Below are 21,158 nucleotides of genomic sequence, written 5' to 3'. Positions count from 1 at the left end.
GACCGGCCCGTCGTCCCGCACCGGCCCCGCCTCGCCGTACCGCCCTGTCGTCTCGCCCCCGGGAGCCACCGTCGCGATGAGCACGCCAGCCGCGCGCCCGGCCGGGCTCCCGAGCGGTCCTCGTCGAGGCTGAGCCGTGCGCGAGTACGCCGTCGTCCTGCTGACCGCTGCGTTGGTGACCTTCCTGGCCACCCCCGTCGTGCGGGTCGCCGCGATCCGGCTGCGGATGATGGCCGCCCCCCGCGAGCGGGACGTGCACGTCATCCCGACCCCGCGCGGCGGGGGAGTGGCGATGTACCTCGGTGTCGCCGCCGCGGTGCTCGTGGCCACCCGGCTGCCGGCGCTGCAGCGCACCTTCGACGACTCGCAGACCATCGCGGTGCTCGTCGCCGGCGGGTTGATCTGCCTACTCGGCGTCCTCGACGACAAGTTCGGCCTCGACGCGCTCACCAAGCTGACCGGCCAGATCGCCGCCGCCGGTGTCATGGTGCTCATCGGGGTGCAGCTGGCGTACCTGTTCCTGCCGGTGGCCGACATCGGGACCCTGGTCCTCGGCTCCCAGGTCGGCGTGCCGGCGACCATCCTGCTGACCGTCGTCACGGTCAACGCGCTGAACTTCATCGACGGCCTCGACGGGCTGGCCGCCGGGGTCTCGGCGATCGCCGCGCTGGCCTTCTTCGCCTACAGCTACAACCTCAGCCGGGTCGGCTACGACGACGTCGCCAGCGCCCCGGCCCTGATCACCGCCGTGCTGGCCGGCGCCTGCCTGGGTTTCCTGCCGCACAACTTCAGCCCGGCGCGCATCTTCATGGGCGACTCGGGATCGATGCTCGTCGGGCTGATGCTGTCGGCGGCCGCGGTCTCCGCGACCGGGCAGACCGATTCGCAGACGCTGGGCTCCGCGGCGAACCTCCTGCCGCTGACCCTGCCCCTGCTCGTGCCGATCGCGGTGCTCTTCATCCCGTTCGTCGACCTGCTCCTGGCCGTCGTGCGGCGGACCCGGCGTGGCCAGTCGCCGTTCTCGCCCGACAAGATGCACCTGCACCACCGGCTCCTGGCCATCGGCCACTCGCACCGCCGGGCGGTGCTGACCATGTACTTCTGGGCGGCTCTCCTGTCCTTCGGCGCGGTGGCCCTGTCCATCACCGGCGGCCAGGCGGAGCTGCTCGTCGTGATCGGGGTGCTGCTCGCCGTGGGAGTCGTCGTCGTCCTCAGCCCGCACGCCCGGCGCGCGGCCCGGGAGGCCCGGGCCGCCGAGATCGCCGCGCAGCGACGCCGCAGCCGCGCCGCCCACCCGACGGCGCGCACCCCCCGCGCGGTCGCCCCGCCGCCCGGCCCGGCCGGTGCCGCGGACCGCCCGGACACCGCACCCGCCGTGCGTCGGACCAGTGCCGGGCAGGTGATCCCGTGACCCGCCTCCCGCAGGAACGACCCGGCTGGGACCTGTCCTTCCTCCGCGTCGGCGTCCTCGTGACCGCGGCGGTCGCCGCCGTCGCCGCGCTGGTCGTCGGGTTGGTGGGCGGCTGGGCCGACGCCGCCGGCGTGCTGGTGGGCGCGGCGGTGGTGACGTCCTTCTTCGTCGTCTCGGGCGTGGTGATCGCCTGGGCCGGGCGGATCGACGACACCCTCACCCTGCCGGCGGCGCTGGGCACCTTCTTCGTCAAGGCGCTGGTCCTCTTCGCGGTCCTCAACGCGCTGCCCGAGGACGGCTGGCTCGACCGGCTCACCATGGCCTGGTCGGTGATCGTCGGCGCGCTGCTGTGGAGCGGGGTGCAGCTGCGCTGGGTCTGGACCAGGCCCCTCTACTACGTGACGCCGCCCGCACCACCCGGTCAGGCGACGGCCCCCCCGGCACCGGAGAGGCCCACGACACGCGGCTGATAGTGTCCCGGCGATGGCCGAGGACGACCCCACCCGTGGGGAGAACCGGCCTCGACCTGCGCGAGAGGCCCCGCGGGGCAGCGGTGCCGAGACCGGCTGGGCCGTCACGGGGACGCTGATCTCCGGGCTGATCGTGTGGGGCGGGGCCGGCTGGTTGCTCGACCGGTGGCTCGACACGCGTGTGTTCGCGCCGGTCGGCATCATCCTCGGCATGGCGGTCGCCATCTACCTGGTGGTCGCCAGGTACGGCGCGCTTCCCCCGTCATCAGGGGCGCCGACCACCGGCAAGGACCAGGGCGGACGACGGAGCCGGCCCAGGACGCAGAAGGGACGACGGTGACCTCCAGCGCCCTCGCGCTCGTAGACGTGCTCGCGGTCGAGGAGAGTGGTGGTGGGGACGGCTTCCAGGCCCCTGGCCTGAGCGAGTTCTACCCCGAGCCGATCGCCGAGTTCTCGCTGCTCGGTGTCGACTTCGCCATCACCCGCATCACGCTCGGCTTGTGGATCGCCACCCTGGCGATGCTCGTGTTCATGGTCCTGACGGTGCGCAAGCCGCAGATCGTCCCCGGCAAGCTGCAGTTCGTGGGTGAGAGCGGCTACTCGCTCGTCCGCGACGGCATCGCCCGCGACGTCGTCGGCCCCAGGGGTCTGCCCTTCGCGCCGTTCCTGGCCGCGCTGTTCTTCTTCATCCTCGCGAACAACCTGATGGCGATCATCCCCTTCGCGCAGATCTCGCCGATGTCGAAGTTCGCCTTCCCGCTGGTGCTGGCCGCGATCTGCTGGGTCATCTACATCTACATCGGCATCCGCGAGCAGGGCGCCGGCCGCTACTTCAAGGACATCCTGTTCCTGCCGGGCGTGCCCAAGCCGATGTACGTCCTGGTGACGCCGATCGAGATCCTGCAGAACTTCGTCGTGCGGCCCTTCACCCTCGCGGTCCGGCTCTTCGCCAACATGTTCGCCGGCCACATGCTGCTGGTCGTCTTCTCCCTCGGCGCGGTCTACCTGTTGAGCCGCGACAACTTCTCGATCGTCTTCGGGCCGATCTCGGCGCTGATGGCGATCGTGATGACCTTCTTCGAGCTGCTGGTCATCTTCCTGCAGGCCTACGTCTTCACCGTGCTGATGGGGACCTACCTCAACGGCTCGATCGAGGCCGAGCACTGAGCCCCGGGCTCGGCCGCACCGCTCCACCCGGACCGCACCACCCGCACGACCCCCGCCAGCCGCCCGGAGACCCGGGCGACGACACAGGAGGAACACCCCTTCATGGACACTCTCGCTGAGCTGACCGGCAGCATCGGCTCCGTGGGCTACGGCCTCGCCGCGATCGGCCCGGGCATCGGTGTCGGCATCGTGTGGGCCGCCTACATCCAGGCCACCGCCCGCCAGCCCGAGTCGGCCGGCCTGACCCGCACCTACGCCTTCCTCGGGTTCGCCCTCTCCGAGGCCCTGGCGCTGATCGGCTTCGTCGTCCCCTTCGTCTTCGGCACCTGATCCGTACCTCCGGGTACGGGCACCGACACCAGACAGGGACACTGAGACCATGAGCATCCACGCTGCGGAGAGCGCCAACCCGCTCATCCCGCCGCTCGGCGAGATCGTCATCGGCCTGATCGCGTTCGCGATCGTGCTGGTGGTCTTCTTCAAGCTCATCGCGCCGCGCTTCGAGCAGGTCTTCCGGGCACGTCGGGAGGCCATCGAGGGCGGGATCGAGCGCGCCGAGGCGATGCAGGCCGAGGCCAAGGCGGCGCTGGAGCGGTACCGCGCCCAGCTGGCCGAGGCGCGCACCGAGGCCGCGCAGATCCGGGACCAGGCGCGCGCCGAGGGGCAGCAGATCCTCGAGGAGCTGCGGGCCCAGGCGCAGGAGGAGTCGGCGCGCATCGTCGCCCGCGGCGAGGAGCAGCTGGCCAGCTCCCGCCAGTCGGTGGTCAACGAGCTGCGCGGTCAGATCGGCGCCCTCGCCGTCGACCTGGCCGGCCGTGTGGTGGGCGAGTCCCTCGAGGACGACGCCCGCCGTCGCGGCACCGTGGACCGCTTCCTCGACCAGCTCGACGGCATGGCCGCCGGCGGTCCGTCCGACGGGCGGACCGGCAGCACCGTGTTCGTGCCCGGCGGCGACCGCTGATGGACGCCTCCAGCCGGGAGGCGATCGCGCTCTCGCGCGAGCGCCTGGCGGAGATCACCCGTGGGGCCGCGGCTCCGGGGGTGCTCGCCCTGGCCGAGGAGCTGTTCGCCGTCGCGCGGCTGCTCGAGGGCAACGTGACGCTGCGGCGGGCTCTGTCCGACCCGTCCGGCAAGCCCGCCGACCGGGCCGCCCTGGCCGGCCGCATCCTCGACGGCCGGGTGTCGGAGGCGACCGTCGACCTGGTCCAGACCGTCGCCCGGCAGCGCTGGTCGCGGCCGCTGGACCTCGTCGAGGCCGTCGAGACCCTCGCCACCGAGGCCTCGCTGGACGCCGCGGAGTCCCGCGGTGAGCTCGAGGGCGTCGAGGACGAGCTGTTCCGGTTCGGCCGGATCGTCGTCGGCAACCGCGAGCTGACCCGGATCCTCTCCGACGACCGCGGTTCCGTGGAGGGCAAGACGGCGCTCCTGGACCGGCTGCTGTCCGGCCGGGTCAGCCCGGTCACCGAGCAGCTGCTGCGGAACTCGCTGACCTCCCGGCACGTGGGTACCGCGGGGAACCGGGTCGAGCGTCTCTCCGAGGCCGCCTCCGCCCGGCGCGGCCGGTCGGTCGCCCACGTGATCACCGCCCAGCCGCTGAGCGCGACGCAGGAGCAGCGGCTGCGGGACGTGCTCGGCCGGATCTACGGGCGGGCGATCGGCCTGCAGGTGACCGTCGACCCCGACGTCCTCGGCGGCCTGGTCGTCCGGGTCGGCGACGAGGTCATCGACGGCAGCGTCGCCCACCGGCTCGAGGCCGCGGGCCGCCGGCTCACCGGCTGACGTCGCGGGTACCCGCTCACCCGAACCACCCGACAGCACCCAGCACCACCACCCAGCAGGGAAGAGGACGCGAGCCATGGCCGAGCTGACGATCTCCGCGGACGAGATCCGCAGTGCCATCCAGAACTACGTCACCGAGTACTCCCCGGACGTCTCCCGGGAAGAGGTCGGGACCGTCACCGAGGCCGGCGACGGCATCGCCCGTGTCGAGGGTCTGCCCTCGGTCATGACCAACGAGCTGCTCGAGTTCGAGAGCGGCGTCCGCGGCCTGGCCCTCAACCTCGACGTCCGCGAGGTCGGCGTGGTCGTCCTCGGTGACTTCGCCGGCATCGAGGAGGGCCAGCAGGTCCGCCGCACCGGCGAGGTCCTCTCGGTGCCGGTCGGCGACGGCTACCTCGGCCGCGTCGTCGACCCACTGGGCAACCCCATCGACGGCGCCGGCCCGATCCAGACCACCGGCCGCCGCGCCCTCGAGCTGCAGGCGCCCTCCGTGGTGCAGCGCCAGTCGGTCAAGGAGCCCCTGCAGACCGGGATCAAGGCCATCGACGCCATGACCCCGATCGGCCGCGGCCAGCGCCAGCTGGTCATCGGCGACCGGCAGACCGGCAAGACCGCCATCGTCACCGACACGATCATCAACCAGCGCGAGGCCTGGGCCACCGGTGACCCGGCGCAGCAGGTCCGCTGCATCTACGTCGCCGTCGGCCAGAAGGGCTCGACGATCGCCGCCATCCGCTCCTCCCTCGAGGAGGCCGGCGCGATGGAGTACACGACCATCGTGGCCGCTCCGGCGTCGGAGTCGGCCGGCTTCAAGTACATCGCCCCCTACACCGGCTCGGCCATCGGCCAGCACTGGATGTACGAGGGCAAGCACGTCCTCATCGTCTTCGACGACCTGTCCAAGCAGGCCGAGGCCTACCGCGCCGTCTCCCTGCTGCTGCGCCGCCCGCCGGGCCGCGAGGCCTACCCCGGGGACGTCTTCTACCTCCACTCCCGCCTGCTGGAGCGCTGCGCGAAGCTCTCCGACGACCTGGGCGCGGGCTCCATGACCGGGCTGCCGCTCATCGAGACCAAGGGCAACGACGTGTCGGCCTACATCCCGACCAACGTCATCTCGATCACCGACGGGCAGATCTTCCTCGAGACCGGTCTGTTCAACTCCGGTGTCCGCCCGGCGATCAACGTCGGCATCTCCGTCTCCCGGGTCGGTGGCTCCGCGCAGATCAAGGCGATGCGCTCGGTCGCCGGCCGGCTGCGGCTCGACCTCGCCCAGTACCGCGAGCTCGAGGCGTTCGCCTCCTTCTCGTCGGACCTGGACGCCTCCAGCCGCGCCACCCTGGACCGCGGGCAGCGCCTGGTCGAGCTGCTCAAGCAGGGCCAGTACCAGCCCTACCCGGTCGAGCGCGAGGTGGTCTCCCTGTGGCTGGGCACCACCGGCAAGCTCGACCGCGTCCCGGTCGGTGACGTCCGCCGCTTCGAGTCGGAGTTCCTCGACCACATCGGCCGCAACGAGACCGGGGTCTACGACGAGATCCGCACCTCCAGGCTGCTCGGTGACGACGCGGTGCAGAGCCTCGAGCGGGCGGTCGAGGCCTTCTACGGCACCTTCACGACGTCGGACGGCAGCTCGCTGAACGAGCCGGAGGCCGAGGCCATGGACGCGTCCGAGCGTGGCCAGGAGCGCGTCCAGGTCAAGAAGGGCTGAGGCGATGGCCGGTTCGCTCCGCGCGCTGCGGCGTCGCATCCGCTCCACCCAGTCGACGAAGAAGATCTTCTCGGCCCAGGAGCTGATCGCCGGCGCCCGCATCGTGCGCGCCCAGGCCCGGGTCGAGGCCTCCAAGCCCTACGCCCGGGAGATCACCCGCGTGCTGTCCGCGCTGGCGTCGTCGGCGTCGCTGGAGCACCCGCTGCTCACCGAGCGGCAGGACGCCCGCCGCGCGGCGGTCCTGGTGATCACGTCCGACCGCGGGTTCGCCGGCTCGTACAACGTCAACGTGCTCCGGCGCACCGAGGAACTGCTGTCACTGCTGCGGCAGGAGGGCAAGGAACCGGTCCTCTACGTCGTCGGCCGCAAGGGGGAGACCTACTACTCCTTCCGCGACCGCCCCATGGAGGAGACGTTCACCGGCTTCTCCGAGCAACCCGGCTACGCCGACGCGCAGGCAGTCGGCGGCGTCCTCATCGATGCGTTCACCGCAGGTGAGGGCGACGACGAGGCCGCCGGCCCCGGCGGCGGGGTGGACGAGCTGCACATCGTCTACACCGAGTTCCGCTCACTGCTGGCGCAGGTCCCGGTCGCGAAGCGGATGGCCCCGCTGGAGGTCGAGGAGGTCGAGGAGTTCGACTACGAGCGTGAGGACCGCGAGGCCGGCCGCACCGGCGACAGCGGCGTCCCGACCTCCTACGAGTTCGAGCCCTCCGCCGAGGCGCTCCTCGACGCACTGCTGCCCAAGTACGTCACCACCCGCATCTACGCGGCGATGCTCGAGGCGGCCGCCTCGGAGTCGGCGTCGCGCCGGCGGGCGATGAAGTCGGCGTCCGACAACGCCGAGGAGCTGGCGAAGAACCTGTCCCGCCAGGCCAACCAGGCCCGGCAGGCGGAGATCACGCAGGAGATCAGCGAGATCGTCGGCGGCGCTGACGCGCTGGTCACGGCGGGCGCCGACGACTGACCGACCGTTCCCGCCGTCGCCACGGACGGGGACACTGGAACTGAGACACCACCGAAGCCCGAGGGCAGGAGAGCACTCCCCATGACCGTCACCGAGGACCGTCTCAACACCCAGTCGACGCAGGGCACCGGCCGCGTCGTGCGGGTCACGGGGCCGGTCGTCGACGTCGAGTTCCCGCGCGACGCGATGCCGGACCTGTTCAACGCCCTGAAGGTGGAGGTCACCCTCGCCGACCTGGGCAAGATCCTGACCCTCGAGGTCGCCCAGCACCTGGGTGACAACGTGGTGCGCACGATCTCCATGGCCCCGACGGACGGCCTGGTCCGCGGTGCCGCCGTCACCGACACCGGGTCCGCGATCTCCGTGCCTGTCGGCGAGGCCGTGACCGGCCACGTCTTCAACGCGCTCGGCGAGTGCCTGGACACGCCGGGCTACGGCGAGGACGTCCTGCACTGGTCGATCCACCGGCACGCGCCGCGGTTCGACCAGCTCGAGGGCCGCACGGAGCTCCTCGAGACCGGCATCAAGGTCATCGACCTGCTGACCCCGTACGTGGCCGGCGGGAAGATCGGCCTGTTCGGTGGTGCCGGCGTGGGCAAGACCGTGCTGATCCAGGAGATGATCCGCCGGGTCGCGCAGGAGTTCGGTGGCGTGTCGGTGTTCGCCGGCGTCGGCGAGCGCACCCGTGAGGGCAACGACCTCATCACCGAGATGACCGAGTCCGGCGTCATCAACTCGACCGCGCTGGTCTTCGGCCAGATGGACGAGCCGCCGGGCACCCGGCTTCGGGTGGCGCTCTCGGCGCTGACGATGGCGGAGTACTTCCGCGACGAGCAGAACCAGGACGTGCTGCTCTTCATCGACAACATCTTCCGGTTCACCCAGGCCGGCTCCGAGGTCTCCACGCTGCTCGGCCGCATGCCGTCGGCGGTGGGCTACCAGCCGACCCTGGCCGACGAGATGGGCGAGCTGCAGGAGCGGATCACCTCGACGCGGGGTCACTCGATCACCTCCCTGCAGGCGATCTACGTGCCCGCCGACGACATCACCGACCCGGCGCCGCACACCACCTTCGCCCACCTCGACGCGACGACGGTGCTCTCGCGGCCGATCTCGGAGAAGGGCATCTACCCGGCCGTCGACCCGCTGGACTCCACCAGCCGGATCCTCGACCCGCAGTACGTCGGGCAGGAGCACTACCAGGTCGCCCAGACGGTCAAGCAGATCCTCCAGCGCTACCAGGAGCTGCAGGACATCATCGCGATCCTCGGCATCGACGAGCTCTCCGAGGAGGACAAGGTCACCGTGCAGCGCGCACGGCGGATCGAGCGCTTCCTCTCGCAGAACATGTTCGTGGCCGAGGCCTTCACCGGTCAGCCCGGCTCGTTCGTGCCGCTGTCGGAGACCCTCGAGGCCTTCAAGGCGCTCACCGAGGGCAACTACGACCACGTGCCCGAGCAGGCCTTTTTCATGTGCGGTGGCCTCGAGGACCTCGAGCGCAACGCGGAGAAGCTCAAGCGCGGCTGAAGAAGGACCCCCTGCCCCCCGCCGCTCGCGAGCTCGCGGCGGGACCCTGCAGGGGGCCACGCAGGACGGCCGGGTCCCCTCGCGGGGGACCCGGCCGTCCTGCGTTCCGGCGCCGGTCGGAAAGCGCGGTGGTACCGGCATCCTCACGGTGGGTCGGGACGCACCGCGCGCCCGGTACGACGTGGTTGCCCGGCGGCCTCGGTGGGAAGAGGCGTGGCGGCCGCGCCTCAAGCCGGGGAGCTCCTCTGCCGATCGAGCAGGTGGCGGCCGGAGAGACCGGACGCGGGGGCACGGGAGACGACGATGGACTGGCTGGACGGCACGAGCACGGACGGCACGCAGCTGCGGCTGCCCGGTGCCGGCGCACTCGACCCGGGCTGGACCTGGCCGCCGTCGGCACCGGTGCCGCACGTCGACGCCACCCGCTTCGACACCGAGGACTGGGCTCCGGCCTCGACGGTCCGCCACCCGTGGGTGCGGGTCGGGCGCTGGACCCTGCTCTACCGCCGGGCGGCCTGAAGAAGAGGCCCCTGCCTCCACCACTCGCAGGCTCGCGACGGGACCCTGCAGGAGGGCCGCCCGCCCGGCCGGGTGAGCCCCGGACGACCCGCGCCGGACACGCCCGGGCCCGCCGCTAGAGTGAGCTCGACCGTCGCCGTGCCCGTCCGGCCGGCGTCCCAGCACCGCTCGTCGGTGGACCCGGAGGAGTGTCGTGGCGACCCTGCAGGTCGAGTTGGTGGCCGTCGAGCGGACGATCTGGTCCGGTGAGGCGAGCATGGTCATCGCCCGCACGACCGAGGGCGAGATCGGCGTGCTGCCGAACCACGCCCCCCTGCTCGGTGAGCTCGCCCCCGGCGGCGTCGTGACGATCCGCACCGTCGAGGGCGAGGACCTCGTCGTCGCCGCGCACGGTGGCTTCCTGTCGGTGACCTCCCAGGGGGTCTCCATCCTCGCCGAGACCGCTGAGATCTCCTCCGAGATCGACGTGGAGCGCGCCCGCGAGGCCCTGCGGCGTGCCGAGGGGGACGGGGACGACCCCGAGGCCCTCGCTGCCGCCCGCCGCGCCCAGTCGCGGTTGCGGGCCGCCGGCCAGGCCGACTGACCCGACCGGCCCCACCCGCACGACCCCGCCGGTGACCACCTTCCTGATCGTCCTGGCCGTGACGCTGGTCGTCACGCTGGTGGTCGCCTTCCTGCTCCGCCGCCGCCTGCTGCTCACCGGGCTCGGCGCGGTCACCATGTGGCTGCGGCCCCCCGGCAGCTCCCGCTGGTCGGTCGGGGTGGCCTGGTACGGCGGGGACGCGCTGCTCTGGTACCGCGGCCTGTCCCTCTCGGTCCGCCCGCAGCAGCGCCTGTGCCGGAGCGAGGTGCGCATCGAGAGCCGCCGCGGAGCCGGCCGCGACGACGTGGCCCTGCCCGACGACGTCGTCGTCCTGTCCTGTGCCACCGGCAGCGGCCGCAAGGAGCTGGCCATGGAGCCCTCGACGGTCACCGGCTTCCTGTCCTGGGTGGAGTCGGCGCCCCCGGGACGCTAGCGGCCCCGTCCCGAGGCTCGCGCCGAGCGTGCTCGGCGTGAGGAGGACGGGGTCCTCCCTCAGCCCCGGGCCGCGCGCTGGGCGTGCACGCCGCTGTGCGCGCCGGGCTCCCACAGCACGTCGCCGCCCGGGTTGGCCTCCCGGGCGAGGATGAACAGCAGGTCCGAGAGCCGGTTCAGGTAGCGCGCGGTCTCGGCGTTGGTGCGCTCGCCGTCGGCCTCGAGCAGCGCCCAGACGCTGCGCTCGGCCCGCCGGGCGACGACACGGGCCTGGTGCAGCAGCGCGGCCAGCGGCGTCCCGCCCGGGAGGATGAAGCTGGCCAGCGCCGGGAGCGCCTCGTTGTGCTCGTCGCAGGCCGCCTCGAGCCGCTCGGTGTACGCGGGGGTCACCCGCAGCGGCGGGTACTGCGGATCGGGCACCACCGGGGTGGACAGGTCGGCCCCGACGTCGAAGAGGTCGTTCTGGACGCTGCGGAGCAGCTCGGTCAGCTCCGGGGACGGCGCGCCGAGCGCCAGGGCGACGCCGAGCACGGTGTTGGCCTCGTCGACGTCGGCGTAGGCGACCAGCCGCGGGTCGGTCTTGGCCACGCGGCTCATGTCGCCGAGGTGCGTCTGGCCGGCGTCACCGGTCTTCGTGTAGATGCGGGTGAGCCGGATGGTCATGGCTCCTGAGACTAGGCGGTGGGGAGGGCCTGCAGCGGCGCCGCCGTAGGGTGTGCCGGTGCAGTGCTTCGAGGTGACCGGCGGCACGGCCCTGACCGGCCGGGTGCGCGTCACGGGGGCGAAGAACAGCGCCCTCAAGCTCATGGCCGCCGCGTTGCTGGCCTCCGGGCGGACCACCGTGGAGGAGGTCCCCGACATCCTCGACGTCTCGATCATGAGCGAGGTGCTCCGCCGGCTCGGCTGCGGCGTCACGTACGAGCGGTCGGGGCAGCACGGCGGGGGCGGGCGCGTGGTCGTCGACGTCCCCGAGGCCCCCGCGACCGAGACCGACTACGACCTCGTCCGCAAGATGCGCGCCTCGATCAGCGTGCTGGGCCCGCTGGTCGCCCGCTGCGGCAGCGCCCGCGTCGCCCTGCCCGGTGGCGACGCCATCGGCTCGCGCGGCCTGGACATGCACATCTCCGGTCTCGAGCGGCTCGGCGCCTCGATCCACAGCGAGCACGGCTTCCTCGTGGCCAGCGCGCCGCGGCTGCTCGGCACCTCGATCTGGCTGGACTTCCCGTCGGTCGGCGCCACCGAGAACCTGCTCATGGCCGCGGTGCTCGCCGAGGGCACGACCGTCATCGACAACGCCGCCCGCGAGCCGGAGATCGTCGACATCTGCTCGATGCTCACCGCGATGGGCGCGCGGATCGACGGCGCCGGCACCTCCACGCTGACCGTCGAGGGCGTCACGCACCTCGAGCCGGTCACCTACTCGACCGTGCCCGACCGGATCGTCGCCGGCACCTGGGCCATCGGCGCGGTGATGACCCGCGGCGACGTCGTCGTCGAGCGGGCCGTGGCCGAGCACCTCGCCGTCCCGCTGGACAAGCTGACCAGCGCCGGCGCCACGGTGGAGGTCGTGCCCGACGGCGTCCGGGTCGCGATGGAGGACCGGCCGCGTGGGGTCGACGTCGTGACGCTGCCCTTCCCGGGCTTCCCGACCGACCTGCAGCCGATGGCGGTCGCGCTGGCGGCCGTGTCGACCGGCTCGGCGCTCATCACCGAGAACGTGTTCGAGGGCCGGTTCATGTTCGTCAACGAGCTGGTCCGGCTGGGCGCCGACGTCCGCATCGACGGCCACCACGCCGTCGTCCGCGGCCGGGAGCGGCTCTCCAGCGCCCCCGTGCTGGCCACCGACATCCGTGCCGGGGCCGGGCTGGTGCTGGCCGGGCTGGTCAGCGACGGCGTCACCGAGGTGCAGGACGTGCACCACGTCGACCGCGGCTACCCCGACTTCGTCGAGCAGCTGCGGGGCCTCGGCGCCCGGGTGCAGCGGACCACCCGCACCGACGGGAGCTAAGCGGCCGGGAAGGAGGCGGCCAGCTCGCGGGCGCGGGCGGCGTCCTCCGGGAAGACCAGGACGTCGGCCCGGTGTGCCGCGGGGAAGCGGACCGTCGAGCGGATGCCGGCGTCGGAGAGCACCGCGCGCAGCGCCAGGGCCGACTCCCGGCGCGACAGGGTGGCCACGCGGGTGAGCAGGCCGTCGTCCGACGGCGCCGGTCGCCGGCGTGCGCTGCCGGTGCCCCCGGTGCCGAAGGCCCACCGCATGAACAGGGCCAGCAGGACCATCACCACGACCGCGACGACCGGTCCGGCGATGTAGCTGAGGCTGCCCGGCTGGAGCACCCCGTCCCCTCTCGGCCACGCCGGTCGGGGCCCTGGTCGGCCCGGCCGTGCACGATCGAGTGTGCCACCGCCGACGTCCCCCCACCGGGTCTGCTACTCGCCGGTAGGTGAGCCCTACACTCCGCGGGCATGCCGTTCCCTTCATCGCCGAAGGAGCGCGACCGCCCCTGGGTCATGCGCACCTACGCCGGCCACTCCTCGCCGGCCGAGTCCAACGCGCTCTACCGCCGCAACCTGGCGAAGGGGCAGACCGGACTGTCGGTCGCCTTCGACCTGCCGACCCAGACCGGGTACGACCCGGACGACGAGCTCGCCGTCGGGGAGGTCGGCAAGGTCGGGGTCCCGGTGACGCACATCGGCGACGTGCGCGCGCTCTTCGACGGCATCCCGCTCGACGAGATGAACACGTCGATGACGATCAACGCGACCGCGATGTGGCTGCTGGCGCTCTACCAGGCCGTCGCCGAGGAGAACGGCCACGACGTCGCGCAGCTGGCGGGGACGACGCAGAACGACATCATCAAGGAGTACCTGTCGCGCGGGACGTACGTGTTCCCGCCCGGGCCCTCGATGCGGCTGATCACCGACATGGTCGCCTACACGGTGACGGCGATGCCCCGGTGGAACCCGATCAACATCTGCAGCTACCACCTGCAGGAGGCCGGCGCGACGCCGGTGCAGGAGATCGCCTACGCGATGAGCACCGCGATCGCCGTCCTGGACTCGGTGCGCGACTCCGGCCAGGTGCCGCCGGAGCGCTTCGGCGAGGTCGTCGCGCGGATCTCCTTCTTCGTCAACGCGGGCGTCCGCTTCGTCGAGGAGATGTGCAAGATGCGGGCGTTCACCCAGCTCTGGGACGAGCTGACCCGGGAGCGCTACGGGGTGGAGGACCCGGCGCACCGCCGGTTCCGCTACGGCGTGCAGGTGAACTCGCTGGGCCTGACCGAGGCGCAGCCGGAGAACAACGTCCAGCGGATCGTGCTGGAGATGCTCGCGGTCACCCTGTCCCGCGACGCCCGCGCCCGTGCCGTGCAGCTGCCGGCCTGGAACGAGGCGCTGGGCCTGCCGCGCCCGTGGGACCAGCAGTGGTCGCTGCGGCTGCAGCAGGTGCTGGCCTACGAGACCGACCTGCTGGAGTACGAGGACCTCTTCACCGGGTCGGTCGTCGTCGAGCGGAAGGTCGCCGAGATCGTCGAGGGTGCCCGCGCGGAGATCGCCCGGGTGCAGGGGCTGGGCGGGGCGGTCGCCGCCGTCGAGTCCGGCTACATGAAGGGCCAGCTGGTCGCCTCGCTGGCCCGGCGCCGGCGGAGGATGGAGAGCGGGGACGACGTCGTCGTCGGCGTGAACCGGTTCGGGACCACCGAGCCCAACCCGCTGACCGCCGACCTGGACACCGCGATCATGGTCGTCGACCCCGCCGTCGAGGCCGCTGCCCAGGAGGCGGTGCAGAAGTGGCGGGCCGAGCGGGACCCCGAGCCGGTCCAGCGGGCGCTGGCGGCGCTGCGCGAGGCCGCCGGCAGCGACGTCAACCTGGTGCCGGCCACCCTCGACTGCGCCCGCGCGGGCGTGACGACGGGGGAGTGGGCCGGCGTCCTGCGCGAGGTGTTCGGCGAGTACCGCGCCCCCACCGGGGTCGCCGCCGCCACCGGGGGCGGGGAGGCCGACGAGTCGCTGACCGCCGTCCGCGAGCGGGTGCGGGCCACCGGTGACGAGCTGGGCGGCCGGCTGCGCTTCCTGGTCGGCAAGCCGGGCCTGGACGGGCACTCCAACGGGGCCGAGCAGATCGCCGTCCGCGCCCGCGACGCCGGGTTCGAGGTCGTCTACCAGGGCATCCGGCTCACGCCGGCGCAGATCGTCTCGGCCGCCGTCGAGGAGGACGTCGACGTCGTGGGACTGTCGGTGCTGTCCGGCTCGCACCTGCAGGTGGTCCCGGCGGTCCTGCGCGGCCTGCGCGAGGCGGGCCTGGACGACGTCCCGGTGGTCGTCGGCGGGATCATCCCCGACGGCGACGCCCGCCGGCTGCGCGAGCAGGGGGTGGCCCGCGTCTTCACGCCCAAGGACTTCGGTCTCACCGACATCATGGGGCAGGTCGTCGACGTGGTCCGCGAGGCCCGCGGCCTCGACGAGCGGGTGCCCGCTCCCGCCTAGATCGGGGGAGTCAGACCCGGGGGCCGAAGCGGACGTCGACGCCGGGGGAGAACAGCACGCTGTCCGGCGGGCCGCCGATGCCGGGCAGCCCCGCCGCGGCGAGCAGGTCGCCGTCGCAGGTCAGGAGCTCGGCGCGGTGCAGCGGCCAGGCCGGGTGCTCGTTGGGCCAGTAGCGCGTGCGGCCGAAGGCGGTCTGGTGCAGCCCCCAGCGCCCGGTGAGGAAGCGCTCGAGCGGCCCCGGGTCGGTCAGCCGCGGTCCCACCTGGAGCTCGACCCGGCTGCCGGCGCCGCGCGGGCCGGGCCAGCGGCGGCGGGAGGTGTAGGTCAGCCGGTCGCCGTCGTGGGTGAACCGCATCCGCGCCCACAGGTAGGGCAGCCCCGCGGCCCGGGCGACGAGCACCGGCAGCAGCCGGTCGGCGTCGAGCGAGCGGAACACCACCCCGCGGCGGCCCTGCCCGTCGACGGAGTACAGCCGGACGTTGGTCTCGAGGAAGCTGCCCGCCCACGGCAGTCCGGGAGAGCCGAGCACGCCGATGCGGCGCATGCGGAAGGGCACCAGTCCCACCCAGGTGCGCCCGTCGTGGACGTCGGGACGGGTGCCCGGCGGCAGCAGCGGCGCGACGTCGGCGGGGTCGGCCGCCCAGTGCAGGAACGCGACGTCGCGCCAGCCCTGGGTGAACAGTGTCCGCCCGGCGGCGCGCGGCGCGGTGTCGGTGACCTCCTCGGGCGCGGGTTGCACGTCCCCAGCCTCCCAGCTCCGTTGCCGGGTGGCGCCCGGTCGTGGTGAGGTCGCTCACATGACTGCAGAGGGCGCTCCCCGGGTCGAGCGCGACGGTGACGTCGTCCGCATCACCCTGTGCCGGCCGAAGCGGCGCAACGCGCTGTCCCGCGAGCACCTGGGGCAGCTCCTGGCCGCCGTCACCGAGGTGGGCCACTCCGACGCCGCCGGCATCGTGCTGGCCGCCGAGGGGCCGGTCTTCAGCGCCGGGCACGACTTCACGGACGTCCTCGACGCACCACTGCCGGAGGTGCGCAGCCTGCTGGCGCTGTGCACCGAGCTCATGGAGACCATCCAGTCGGTGCCGCAGGTCGTCCTCGCGCGGGTGCACGCCCTGGCCACCGCGGCCGGCTGCCAGCTGGTCGCCTCCTGCGACCTCGCCGTCGCGGCGGAGTCGGCCGGCTTCGCCGCCCCGGGCGGCAAGGGTGGCTGGTTCTGCCACACGCCCATGGTGGCCATCGCCCGCAACGTCGGCCGCAAGCGGGCGATGGAGATGGCCCTGACCGGCGACGTGGTCGACGCCCGGACGGCGCTGGACTGGGGTCTGGTCAACCGGGTGGTGCCCGACGGCGAGCTCGACGCCGCCGTCGACGACCTGATGGGCCGCGCGATCCGCGGGTCGCGGGCCAGCAAGGCGTGGGGCAAGCAGACGATGTACGCCCAGCTCGACCGGCCGGAGCGTGACGCCTACGCGACCGCGATCGAGGTCATGGCCGCCGCCAGCCAGATCGACGGCGCCCGCGAGGGCATGCGGTCGTTCCTGGAGAAGCGCCCGCCGGTCTGGACCGATTGAGGGGAGCCGAGTCACCGGACGGTGAGGTCGGCGCAGCCGCTCTCGTGCGGCAGCACCGGCCGGAACGCGACCGACCAGCGGCTGCCGTCGGCGGCCACCCACGGCGTGAGCGTGTTCGCCGGGGCCGCGGCGGCCAGCAGGTCGGCCGCCTGCTGCCCGGTCGCGCTCACGCAGGTCAGGTCCGCCCCGAGCGGCGCGCCGGGCAGCTCCGGACCGGGCCAGGGCACCTCGGGCTGGGGGAGCTCGGGGTCCCCGCCGGAGTAGGGGTGGACGACCGCCGCCACCGTCTGCGGCACGAACGGCTCCGTCGTCCCGGGCAGGCCGGTCAGCTCGTCGAGCAGGTCGCGCAGCCGCCCGCGGGCCCCCCGCTGCTCCGCGGTCAGTGCGTCGTCGGCGGTCTCGGCCAGGGCGTACGCCTCGCGGACGGCGGTGCCCTCGTCGGTGACGAGCGTGAAGCGGGTCGTCGTCGCGTCGGCCAGCGGGGGCTGCCCGAGGTCGCCGGTCTCCGTCACGCCCGCGGCCACCGCCCGGTCGACCAGGTCGCGCACCGTGGCCGCGTCGACCTCCTGCACCTGCACGCTCGGCAGCGCCGGTGCCGGCCAGACGGCGATCTGCGGACCCTGCGTGAGCACCCGGCCGTCGGCGTACACGGTGACCAGCGGCAGGCGGGTGGCCAGCTCCTCCGGCGTGGTGAAGCCGCCCGTCGCCGCGACCTGGAGGACCAGGCCGGACGGCAGCGGCGACGGACCCGACGCCGACGTCGCGCCGGCGTCCCCGGGCACCCCGCCGGAGCCGCCCTGGGCGCAGGCCGTCAGCACCAGGAGGAGGGCCAGCGCGGCGACGCGGCCCGGGGTCCTCGACGTGGCGGTCCTCGTCACGGTCCTCCGACGCCCGGGCGACCGCTCCGGTTCCCGACACCCGGGTGGACCGGACCGGTACCGTCGGCGCCCGTGCGTCTGGTCATCGCCCGCTGCTCGGTCGACTACATCGGGCGGCTGACCGCCCACCTGCCTCCCGCCTCCCGGCTGCTGCTGGTCAAGGCCGACGGCTCGGTCTCGGTGCACGCCGACGACCGCGCCTACAAGCCGCTGAACTGGATGACGCCGCCGTGCTCGTTCAAGGACGAGCTGGTCGACGGCGCAGGCACCTGGACGGTGACCAACAAGGCCGGCGAGCAGCTGGTCATCACCATCGAGTCGGTGGAGCACGACTCCTCGCACGAGCTGGGAGTCGACCCAGGCCTGCAGAAGGACGGCGTCGAGGCCGAGCTGCAGCGGCTGCTGGCCCTGCACGTGGAGACCTTCGGGCCCGGCTGGCAGCTGGTCCGCCGCGAGTACCCGACGGCGATCGGCCCGGTGGACCTGCTCTGCCGCGACGCCGACGGCGCCACGGTGGCGGTGGAGGTCAAGCGGCGCGGGGAGATCGACGGCGTCGAGCAACTGACCCGCTACCTGGAGCTGCTCAACCGCGACCCGCTGCTGGCGCCGGTGAAGGGCGTGTTCGCCGCGCAGGAGATCAAGCCGCAGGCGCGGGTGCTGGCCACCGACCGCGGCATCGACTGCGTGACCGTCGACTACGCCGTCCTCAAGGGCACCGACGACCCCACCCAGCGGCTCTTCTGAGGCCGCTACCCGCCGCTGCGGGGAGGCCGGAGAGGCCAGGAATACCGGCGAGTAGGCCGGGTGGGACACTGCCCCGGTCAAGGCACGGGAGGAGATGGCAGCGTGGCCAGAGAACTGACCGAGGTCGGCGTGGTGGGCCTGGGCACCATGGGTGCGGGCATCGTCGAGGTCATGGCCCGTGCGGGCCTGTCGGTGACCGCCGTCGAGGTCAACGACGACGCGCTGGCCCGCGGCCGGGCGCACATCGAGACCTCGACCCAGCGGGCGGTCACCCGCGGCAAGCTCGAGGAGGCCGAGCGCGAGGCCATCCTCGGGCGCGTCCGGTTCACCACCTCGCTGGAGGACCTGTCCTCGGCCGAGCTGGTCGTCGAGGCGGTCCCGGAGCGGATGGAGCTCAAGACCGAGCTGTTCGCCCAGCTGGACAAGATCTGCCCGCCCGACACCATCCTCGCGACCAACACCTCGAGCCTGTCGGTGACCGAGCTGTCCGTGGCCACCGGCCGGCCCAGCAAGGTCATCGGGATGCACTTCTTCAACCCGGCACCGGTCATGAAGCTGGTCGAGATCGTGCGCACCGTCGTCACCGAACCCTCCGTCGTCGAGGACGTCGAGGCGCTGGCCGCCCGGCTGGGCAAGGTCGACGTCACCATCGGCGACAAGGCCGGGTTCATCGCCAACGCGCTGCTGTTCGGCTACCTCAACCACGCGGTCGCCATGTACGAGAACCGCTACGCCAGCCGCGAGGACATCGACGCGGCCATGCGGCTGGGCTGCGGCCTGCCCATGGGCCCGCTGGCGCTCATGGACCTCATCGGCATCGACACCGCCTACGAGATCCTCGACACGATGTACAAGCAGTCGCGCGACCGGCTGCACGCACCCAGCCCGATCATCAAGCAGATGACGACCGCGGGTCTGCTGGGCCGGAAGTCCGGCCGCGGCTTCTACACCTACGCCGCGCCGGGCTCGGCCGAGGTCGTCCCCGACGAGGCCACGCCCGCGCCGGGCAGTGCCGCCGAGGGGGCCCGCCCGGTCTCGACCGTGGGCGTCGTCGGCTCCGGGACGATGGCCACCGGGATCGTCGAGGTCGTCGCCAAGGGCGGCTACGACGTGCTGTTCCAGGCCCGCTCGGCGGAGAAGGTCGACGCCGTCGCGACCGCGCTGCGGAAGTCGCTCGACAAGCAGGTGCTCCGCGGGCGGCTGGACGAGGCCGGCCGCGACGAGGTGCTGGCCCGCGTCCGGGGGACGACGTCCCTCGACGACCTCGCCGACCGCGACCTGGTGATCGAGGCCGTCGTCGAGTCGCTGCCGGTCAAGAAGGCGCTGTTCGCCGCCCTCGGCGAGATCGCCAAGCCCGGCGCCGTCCTCGCGACGACGACCTCCAGCCTGCCGGTCATCGAGTGCGCCAAGGCCAGCGAGCGCCCGGGCGACGTCGTCGGCCTGCACTTCTTCAACCCCGCGCCGGTGATGAAGCTGGTCGAGGTCGTCAGCACCATCGCCACCGCGCCCGACGTCGCGGCGACCGCGCACGCCGTCTGCACGCAGCTCGGCAAGCACGCGGTCTCCTGCGCCGACCGCGCCGGCTTCGTCGTCAACGCGCTGCTGTTCCCCTACCTCAACGACGCGGTGAAGATGCTCGAGGCCCACTACGCCACGGCCGACGACATCGACGCCGCCATGAAGGTCGGCTGCGGCTACCCGATGGGGCCCTTCGAGCTGCTCGACGTCGTGGGCCTGGACGTGTCGCTGGCCATCGAGCGCGAGCTCTACACCGAGTTCCGCGAGCCCGGCTTCGCCCCGGCGCCGCTGCTCGAGCACCTCGTCACCGCCGGGTACCTCGGCCGCAAGACCGGCCGCGGGTTCCGGGACCACTCCCGGCACTGAGGCGCCCGTGCCCCGCCGGGGACGACCGCGTAGCGGGGGGCGGCCCACCGGCCGCCCCCCGCTGCGTCGTCCCGACCCCGTGGAGGAGGCTGGCGACGGCGACTGGGTGGTCCGTGCCGTCACCGGGTCGGCGACCGGCAAGACCTACCGCTGCCCGGGCTGCGACCAGGAGGTCCGCCCCGGGACACCGCACCTGGTGACCTGGCCGGCCTACGCGCGCGACTCCGACCTCGAGCCGTGGGACACCGACTCCGCCGCGGACTGGCGGCGGCACTGGCACACCGCCTGCTGGCGGGCGCGGGACCGCCGCCGGTGATCGAAGGACCTCCCTGCCCCCCACCACTCGCAGGCTCGCGGTGGGCCCCTGCAGGGAGGCCGCACTGACCGGAGGGCCTAGGCAAGCCGCGCGAACGCCACCACGTTGTCCTCGTAGCTGCCCACCGAGCGGTCGAAGTCGCCGCCACAGGTGACCAGCCGGAGCTGGGCGTCCGCCGTCGGCCCGTAGACGGCGCGGGTCGGGAAGGCGTCCTTGGGGTGCCGCTCCACGCGGGTGACGGTGAAGCGGGCCGTCGTCCCGTCGGCGCGGTCGACGAGCACCTCGTCCCCGGCGGTGAGGTCGCGGAGCCGGTGGAAGACCGCGGGTCCGTCGGCGGAGTCCACGTGACCGGTGACCACCGCCGGCCCGACGGCGCCCGGGACGGTCCCCCCGGCGTACCACCCGGCGGTGTCGGGCTCGGCCGGGACCTCCAGCGCCCCGGCGGCGTCCAGCCCGAGGTCGGCCAGCCCGCTGTCCACCCCGATGGCCGGCACCCGCACCCGCGTGGGCGCGGCGGGGGTGGCCTCCGGCCGCTGCGCGAGGACGACCGGTGCCGTCGCGGTGCCGGCCGTCGCGGTGCCGGCCGGGGCCGTGGGGGTGAGCAGGGCGAGCGCGCCGGCGCCCAGGGCGAGGACGACCAGGACCAGCCGGAGCGTGGCCGGCCCGCGCCAGCGGGACGCGCGGTGCTGCGCCTGCCGGACGGGGGCGCGGTGGCGCGGCCGG

At 73.3% G+C, this 21,158-nt stretch carries 24 protein-coding genes; 19 read left to right on the top strand and 5 right to left on the bottom strand.

All coding sequences use genetic code 11. The features are described 5' to 3' along the window. Positions 1-136 precede the first annotated feature (136 nt). From ABQ292_RS00120 to ABQ292_RS00060, 13 genes are all read left to right on the top strand, one after another. Positions 137-1,411: a glycosyltransferase family 4 protein gene (locus tag ABQ292_RS00120; protein WP_369201988.1), complete on the top strand. Its 1,275-nt coding sequence runs from the start codon at positions 137-139 to the stop codon at positions 1,409-1,411. Further along, positions 1,408-1,881 carry a Cg1360 family ATP-synthase-associated protein gene (locus tag ABQ292_RS00115; protein ID WP_369201986.1) on the top strand — a complete coding sequence of 158 codons (474 nt, stop codon included), beginning with the start codon at positions 1,408-1,410 and terminating at the stop codon, positions 1,879-1,881. Before ABQ292_RS00120 ends, ABQ292_RS00115 begins: the two co-directional genes overlap by 4 nt. Positions 1,882-1,894: 13 nt before the next feature. Beyond that, on the top strand, positions 1,895-2,221 hold the full coding sequence (locus tag ABQ292_RS00110; RefSeq protein ID WP_369201984.1) for an AtpZ/AtpI family protein: 327 nt from the start codon (positions 1,895-1,897) through the stop codon (positions 2,219-2,221). Then, entirely contained in the window at positions 2,218-3,048 is an 831-nt protein-coding gene (atpB, locus tag ABQ292_RS00105) for a F0F1 ATP synthase subunit A (protein WP_369201982.1), read from the top strand. The genes ABQ292_RS00110 and atpB overlap by 4 nt, the downstream gene beginning before the upstream one ends. A gap of 102 nt (positions 3,049-3,150) precedes the next feature. After that, entirely contained in the window at positions 3,151-3,378 is a 228-nt protein-coding gene (atpE, locus tag ABQ292_RS00100; RefSeq protein WP_204691266.1) for an ATP synthase F0 subunit C, read from the top strand. A 49-nt stretch (positions 3,379-3,427) separates the two neighbouring features. Further along, the gene (locus tag ABQ292_RS00095; RefSeq protein WP_369201980.1) at positions 3,428-4,009 is read left to right on the top strand and encodes a F0F1 ATP synthase subunit B; all 582 of its coding nucleotides are present in this window, start codon (positions 3,428-3,430) and stop codon (positions 4,007-4,009) included. Further along, positions 4,009-4,827 (top strand): F0F1 ATP synthase subunit delta, encoded by an 819-nt coding sequence (locus ABQ292_RS00090; protein WP_369201978.1) that lies wholly within the window; start codon positions 4,009-4,011, stop codon positions 4,825-4,827. Before ABQ292_RS00095 ends, ABQ292_RS00090 begins: the two co-directional genes overlap by 1 nt. A 76-nt stretch (positions 4,828-4,903) precedes the next feature. Beyond that, positions 4,904-6,532, top strand: a complete 1,629-nt coding sequence (atpA, locus tag ABQ292_RS00085; protein WP_369201976.1) for a F0F1 ATP synthase subunit alpha — start codon at positions 4,904-4,906, stop codon at positions 6,530-6,532. A gap of 4 nt (positions 6,533-6,536) precedes the next feature. Beyond that, positions 6,537-7,499 (top strand): F0F1 ATP synthase subunit gamma, encoded by a 963-nt coding sequence (locus ABQ292_RS00080; protein ID WP_369201974.1) that lies wholly within the window; start codon positions 6,537-6,539, stop codon positions 7,497-7,499. Between the two features lie 81 nt (positions 7,500-7,580). Beyond that, positions 7,581-9,026, top strand: a complete 1,446-nt coding sequence (gene atpD, locus ABQ292_RS00075; RefSeq protein ID WP_369201972.1) for a F0F1 ATP synthase subunit beta — start codon at positions 7,581-7,583, stop codon at positions 9,024-9,026. Positions 9,027-9,329: 303 nt separating this feature from the next. Beyond that, a complete protein-coding gene (locus tag ABQ292_RS00070) occupies positions 9,330-9,545 on the top strand; it encodes a hypothetical protein (RefSeq protein WP_369201970.1) in 216 nt (71 codons plus the stop codon). Between the two features lie 193 nt (positions 9,546-9,738). Further along, a complete protein-coding gene (locus ABQ292_RS00065; RefSeq protein WP_369201969.1) occupies positions 9,739-10,128 on the top strand; it encodes a F0F1 ATP synthase subunit epsilon in 390 nt (129 codons plus the stop codon). 31 nt (positions 10,129-10,159) lie between these two features. After that, the gene (locus tag ABQ292_RS00060) at positions 10,160-10,561 is read left to right on the top strand and encodes a DUF2550 domain-containing protein (RefSeq protein ID WP_369201967.1); all 402 of its coding nucleotides are present in this window, start codon (positions 10,160-10,162) and stop codon (positions 10,559-10,561) included. A 59-nt stretch (positions 10,562-10,620) separates the two neighbouring features. Here ABQ292_RS00060 and ABQ292_RS00055 read toward each other — a convergent pair whose 3' ends face one another. Continuing rightward, positions 10,621-11,223, bottom strand: a complete 603-nt coding sequence (locus tag ABQ292_RS00055) for a cob(I)yrinic acid a,c-diamide adenosyltransferase (protein WP_369201965.1) — start codon at positions 11,221-11,223, stop codon at positions 10,621-10,623. A 58-nt stretch (positions 11,224-11,281) separates the two neighbouring features. On the opposite strand from ABQ292_RS00055, the gene murA reads away from it, so the two are divergent. Beyond that, the gene (gene murA / locus ABQ292_RS00050) at positions 11,282-12,568 is read left to right on the top strand and encodes a UDP-N-acetylglucosamine 1-carboxyvinyltransferase (protein ID WP_369201963.1); all 1,287 of its coding nucleotides are present in this window, start codon (positions 11,282-11,284) and stop codon (positions 12,566-12,568) included. On the opposite strand, the gene ABQ292_RS00045 is transcribed toward murA, so the two are convergent. Continuing rightward, on the bottom strand, positions 12,565-12,894 hold the full coding sequence (locus ABQ292_RS00045) for a hypothetical protein (protein ID WP_369201961.1): 330 nt from the start codon (positions 12,892-12,894) through the stop codon (positions 12,565-12,567). The two genes, murA and ABQ292_RS00045, sit on opposite strands and share 4 nt — an antisense overlap. Before the next feature lie 129 nt (positions 12,895-13,023). Here ABQ292_RS00045 and ABQ292_RS00040 point away from each other — a divergent pair, with 129 nt between their 5' ends. Then, positions 13,024-15,042: a protein meaA gene (locus tag ABQ292_RS00040; protein WP_369201959.1), complete on the top strand. Its 2,019-nt coding sequence runs from the start codon at positions 13,024-13,026 to the stop codon at positions 15,040-15,042. A 10-nt stretch (positions 15,043-15,052) separates the two neighbouring features. Here the strand turns inward: ABQ292_RS00040 and ABQ292_RS00035 are convergent, their stop codons facing one another. After that, positions 15,053-15,781 carry a YqjF family protein gene (locus ABQ292_RS00035; protein ID WP_369201957.1) on the bottom strand — a complete coding sequence of 243 codons (729 nt, stop codon included), beginning with the start codon at positions 15,779-15,781 and terminating at the stop codon, positions 15,053-15,055. A gap of 58 nt (positions 15,782-15,839) precedes the next feature. On the opposite strand from ABQ292_RS00035, the gene ABQ292_RS00030 reads away from it, so the two are divergent. Beyond that, positions 15,840-16,613: an enoyl-CoA hydratase-related protein gene (locus tag ABQ292_RS00030; RefSeq protein WP_369201955.1), complete on the top strand. Its 774-nt coding sequence runs from the start codon at positions 15,840-15,842 to the stop codon at positions 16,611-16,613. An 11-nt stretch (positions 16,614-16,624) separates the two neighbouring features. On the opposite strand, the gene ABQ292_RS00025 is transcribed toward ABQ292_RS00030, so the two are convergent. After that, positions 16,625-17,491, bottom strand: coding sequence for a hypothetical protein (locus ABQ292_RS00025; protein ID WP_369201953.1), 867 nt, complete (start codon positions 17,489-17,491; stop codon positions 16,625-16,627). 72 nt (positions 17,492-17,563) lie between these two features. On the opposite strand from ABQ292_RS00025, the gene nucS reads away from it, so the two are divergent. From nucS to ABQ292_RS00010, 3 genes are all read left to right on the top strand, one after another. Next, entirely contained in the window at positions 17,564-18,235 is a 672-nt protein-coding gene (gene nucS / locus ABQ292_RS00020) for an endonuclease NucS (protein ID WP_369201951.1), read from the top strand. Between the two features lie 102 nt (positions 18,236-18,337). Continuing rightward, the gene (locus ABQ292_RS00015) at positions 18,338-20,119 is read left to right on the top strand and encodes a 3-hydroxyacyl-CoA dehydrogenase family protein (RefSeq protein ID WP_369201949.1); all 1,782 of its coding nucleotides are present in this window, start codon (positions 18,338-18,340) and stop codon (positions 20,117-20,119) included. Between the two features lie 79 nt (positions 20,120-20,198). Continuing rightward, positions 20,199-20,435 carry an Rv1322 family protein gene (locus ABQ292_RS00010; RefSeq protein WP_369201947.1) on the top strand — a complete coding sequence of 79 codons (237 nt, stop codon included), beginning with the start codon at positions 20,199-20,201 and terminating at the stop codon, positions 20,433-20,435. Positions 20,436-20,512: 77 nt separating this feature from the next. On the opposite strand, the gene ABQ292_RS00005 is transcribed toward ABQ292_RS00010, so the two are convergent. After that, the coding region (locus ABQ292_RS00005) for a class F sortase (protein ID WP_369201945.1) at positions 20,513-21,158 on the bottom strand (646 nt) is incomplete at its 5' end.

The organism is Geodermatophilus maliterrae, assembly GCF_041018925.1.
GTDB lineage: Bacteria > Actinomycetota > Actinomycetes > Mycobacteriales > Geodermatophilaceae > Geodermatophilus > Geodermatophilus maliterrae.
The sequence above is the reverse complement of the archived record's forward strand: the minus strand, read 5'-3'. Positions and strand labels throughout refer to the sequence as shown.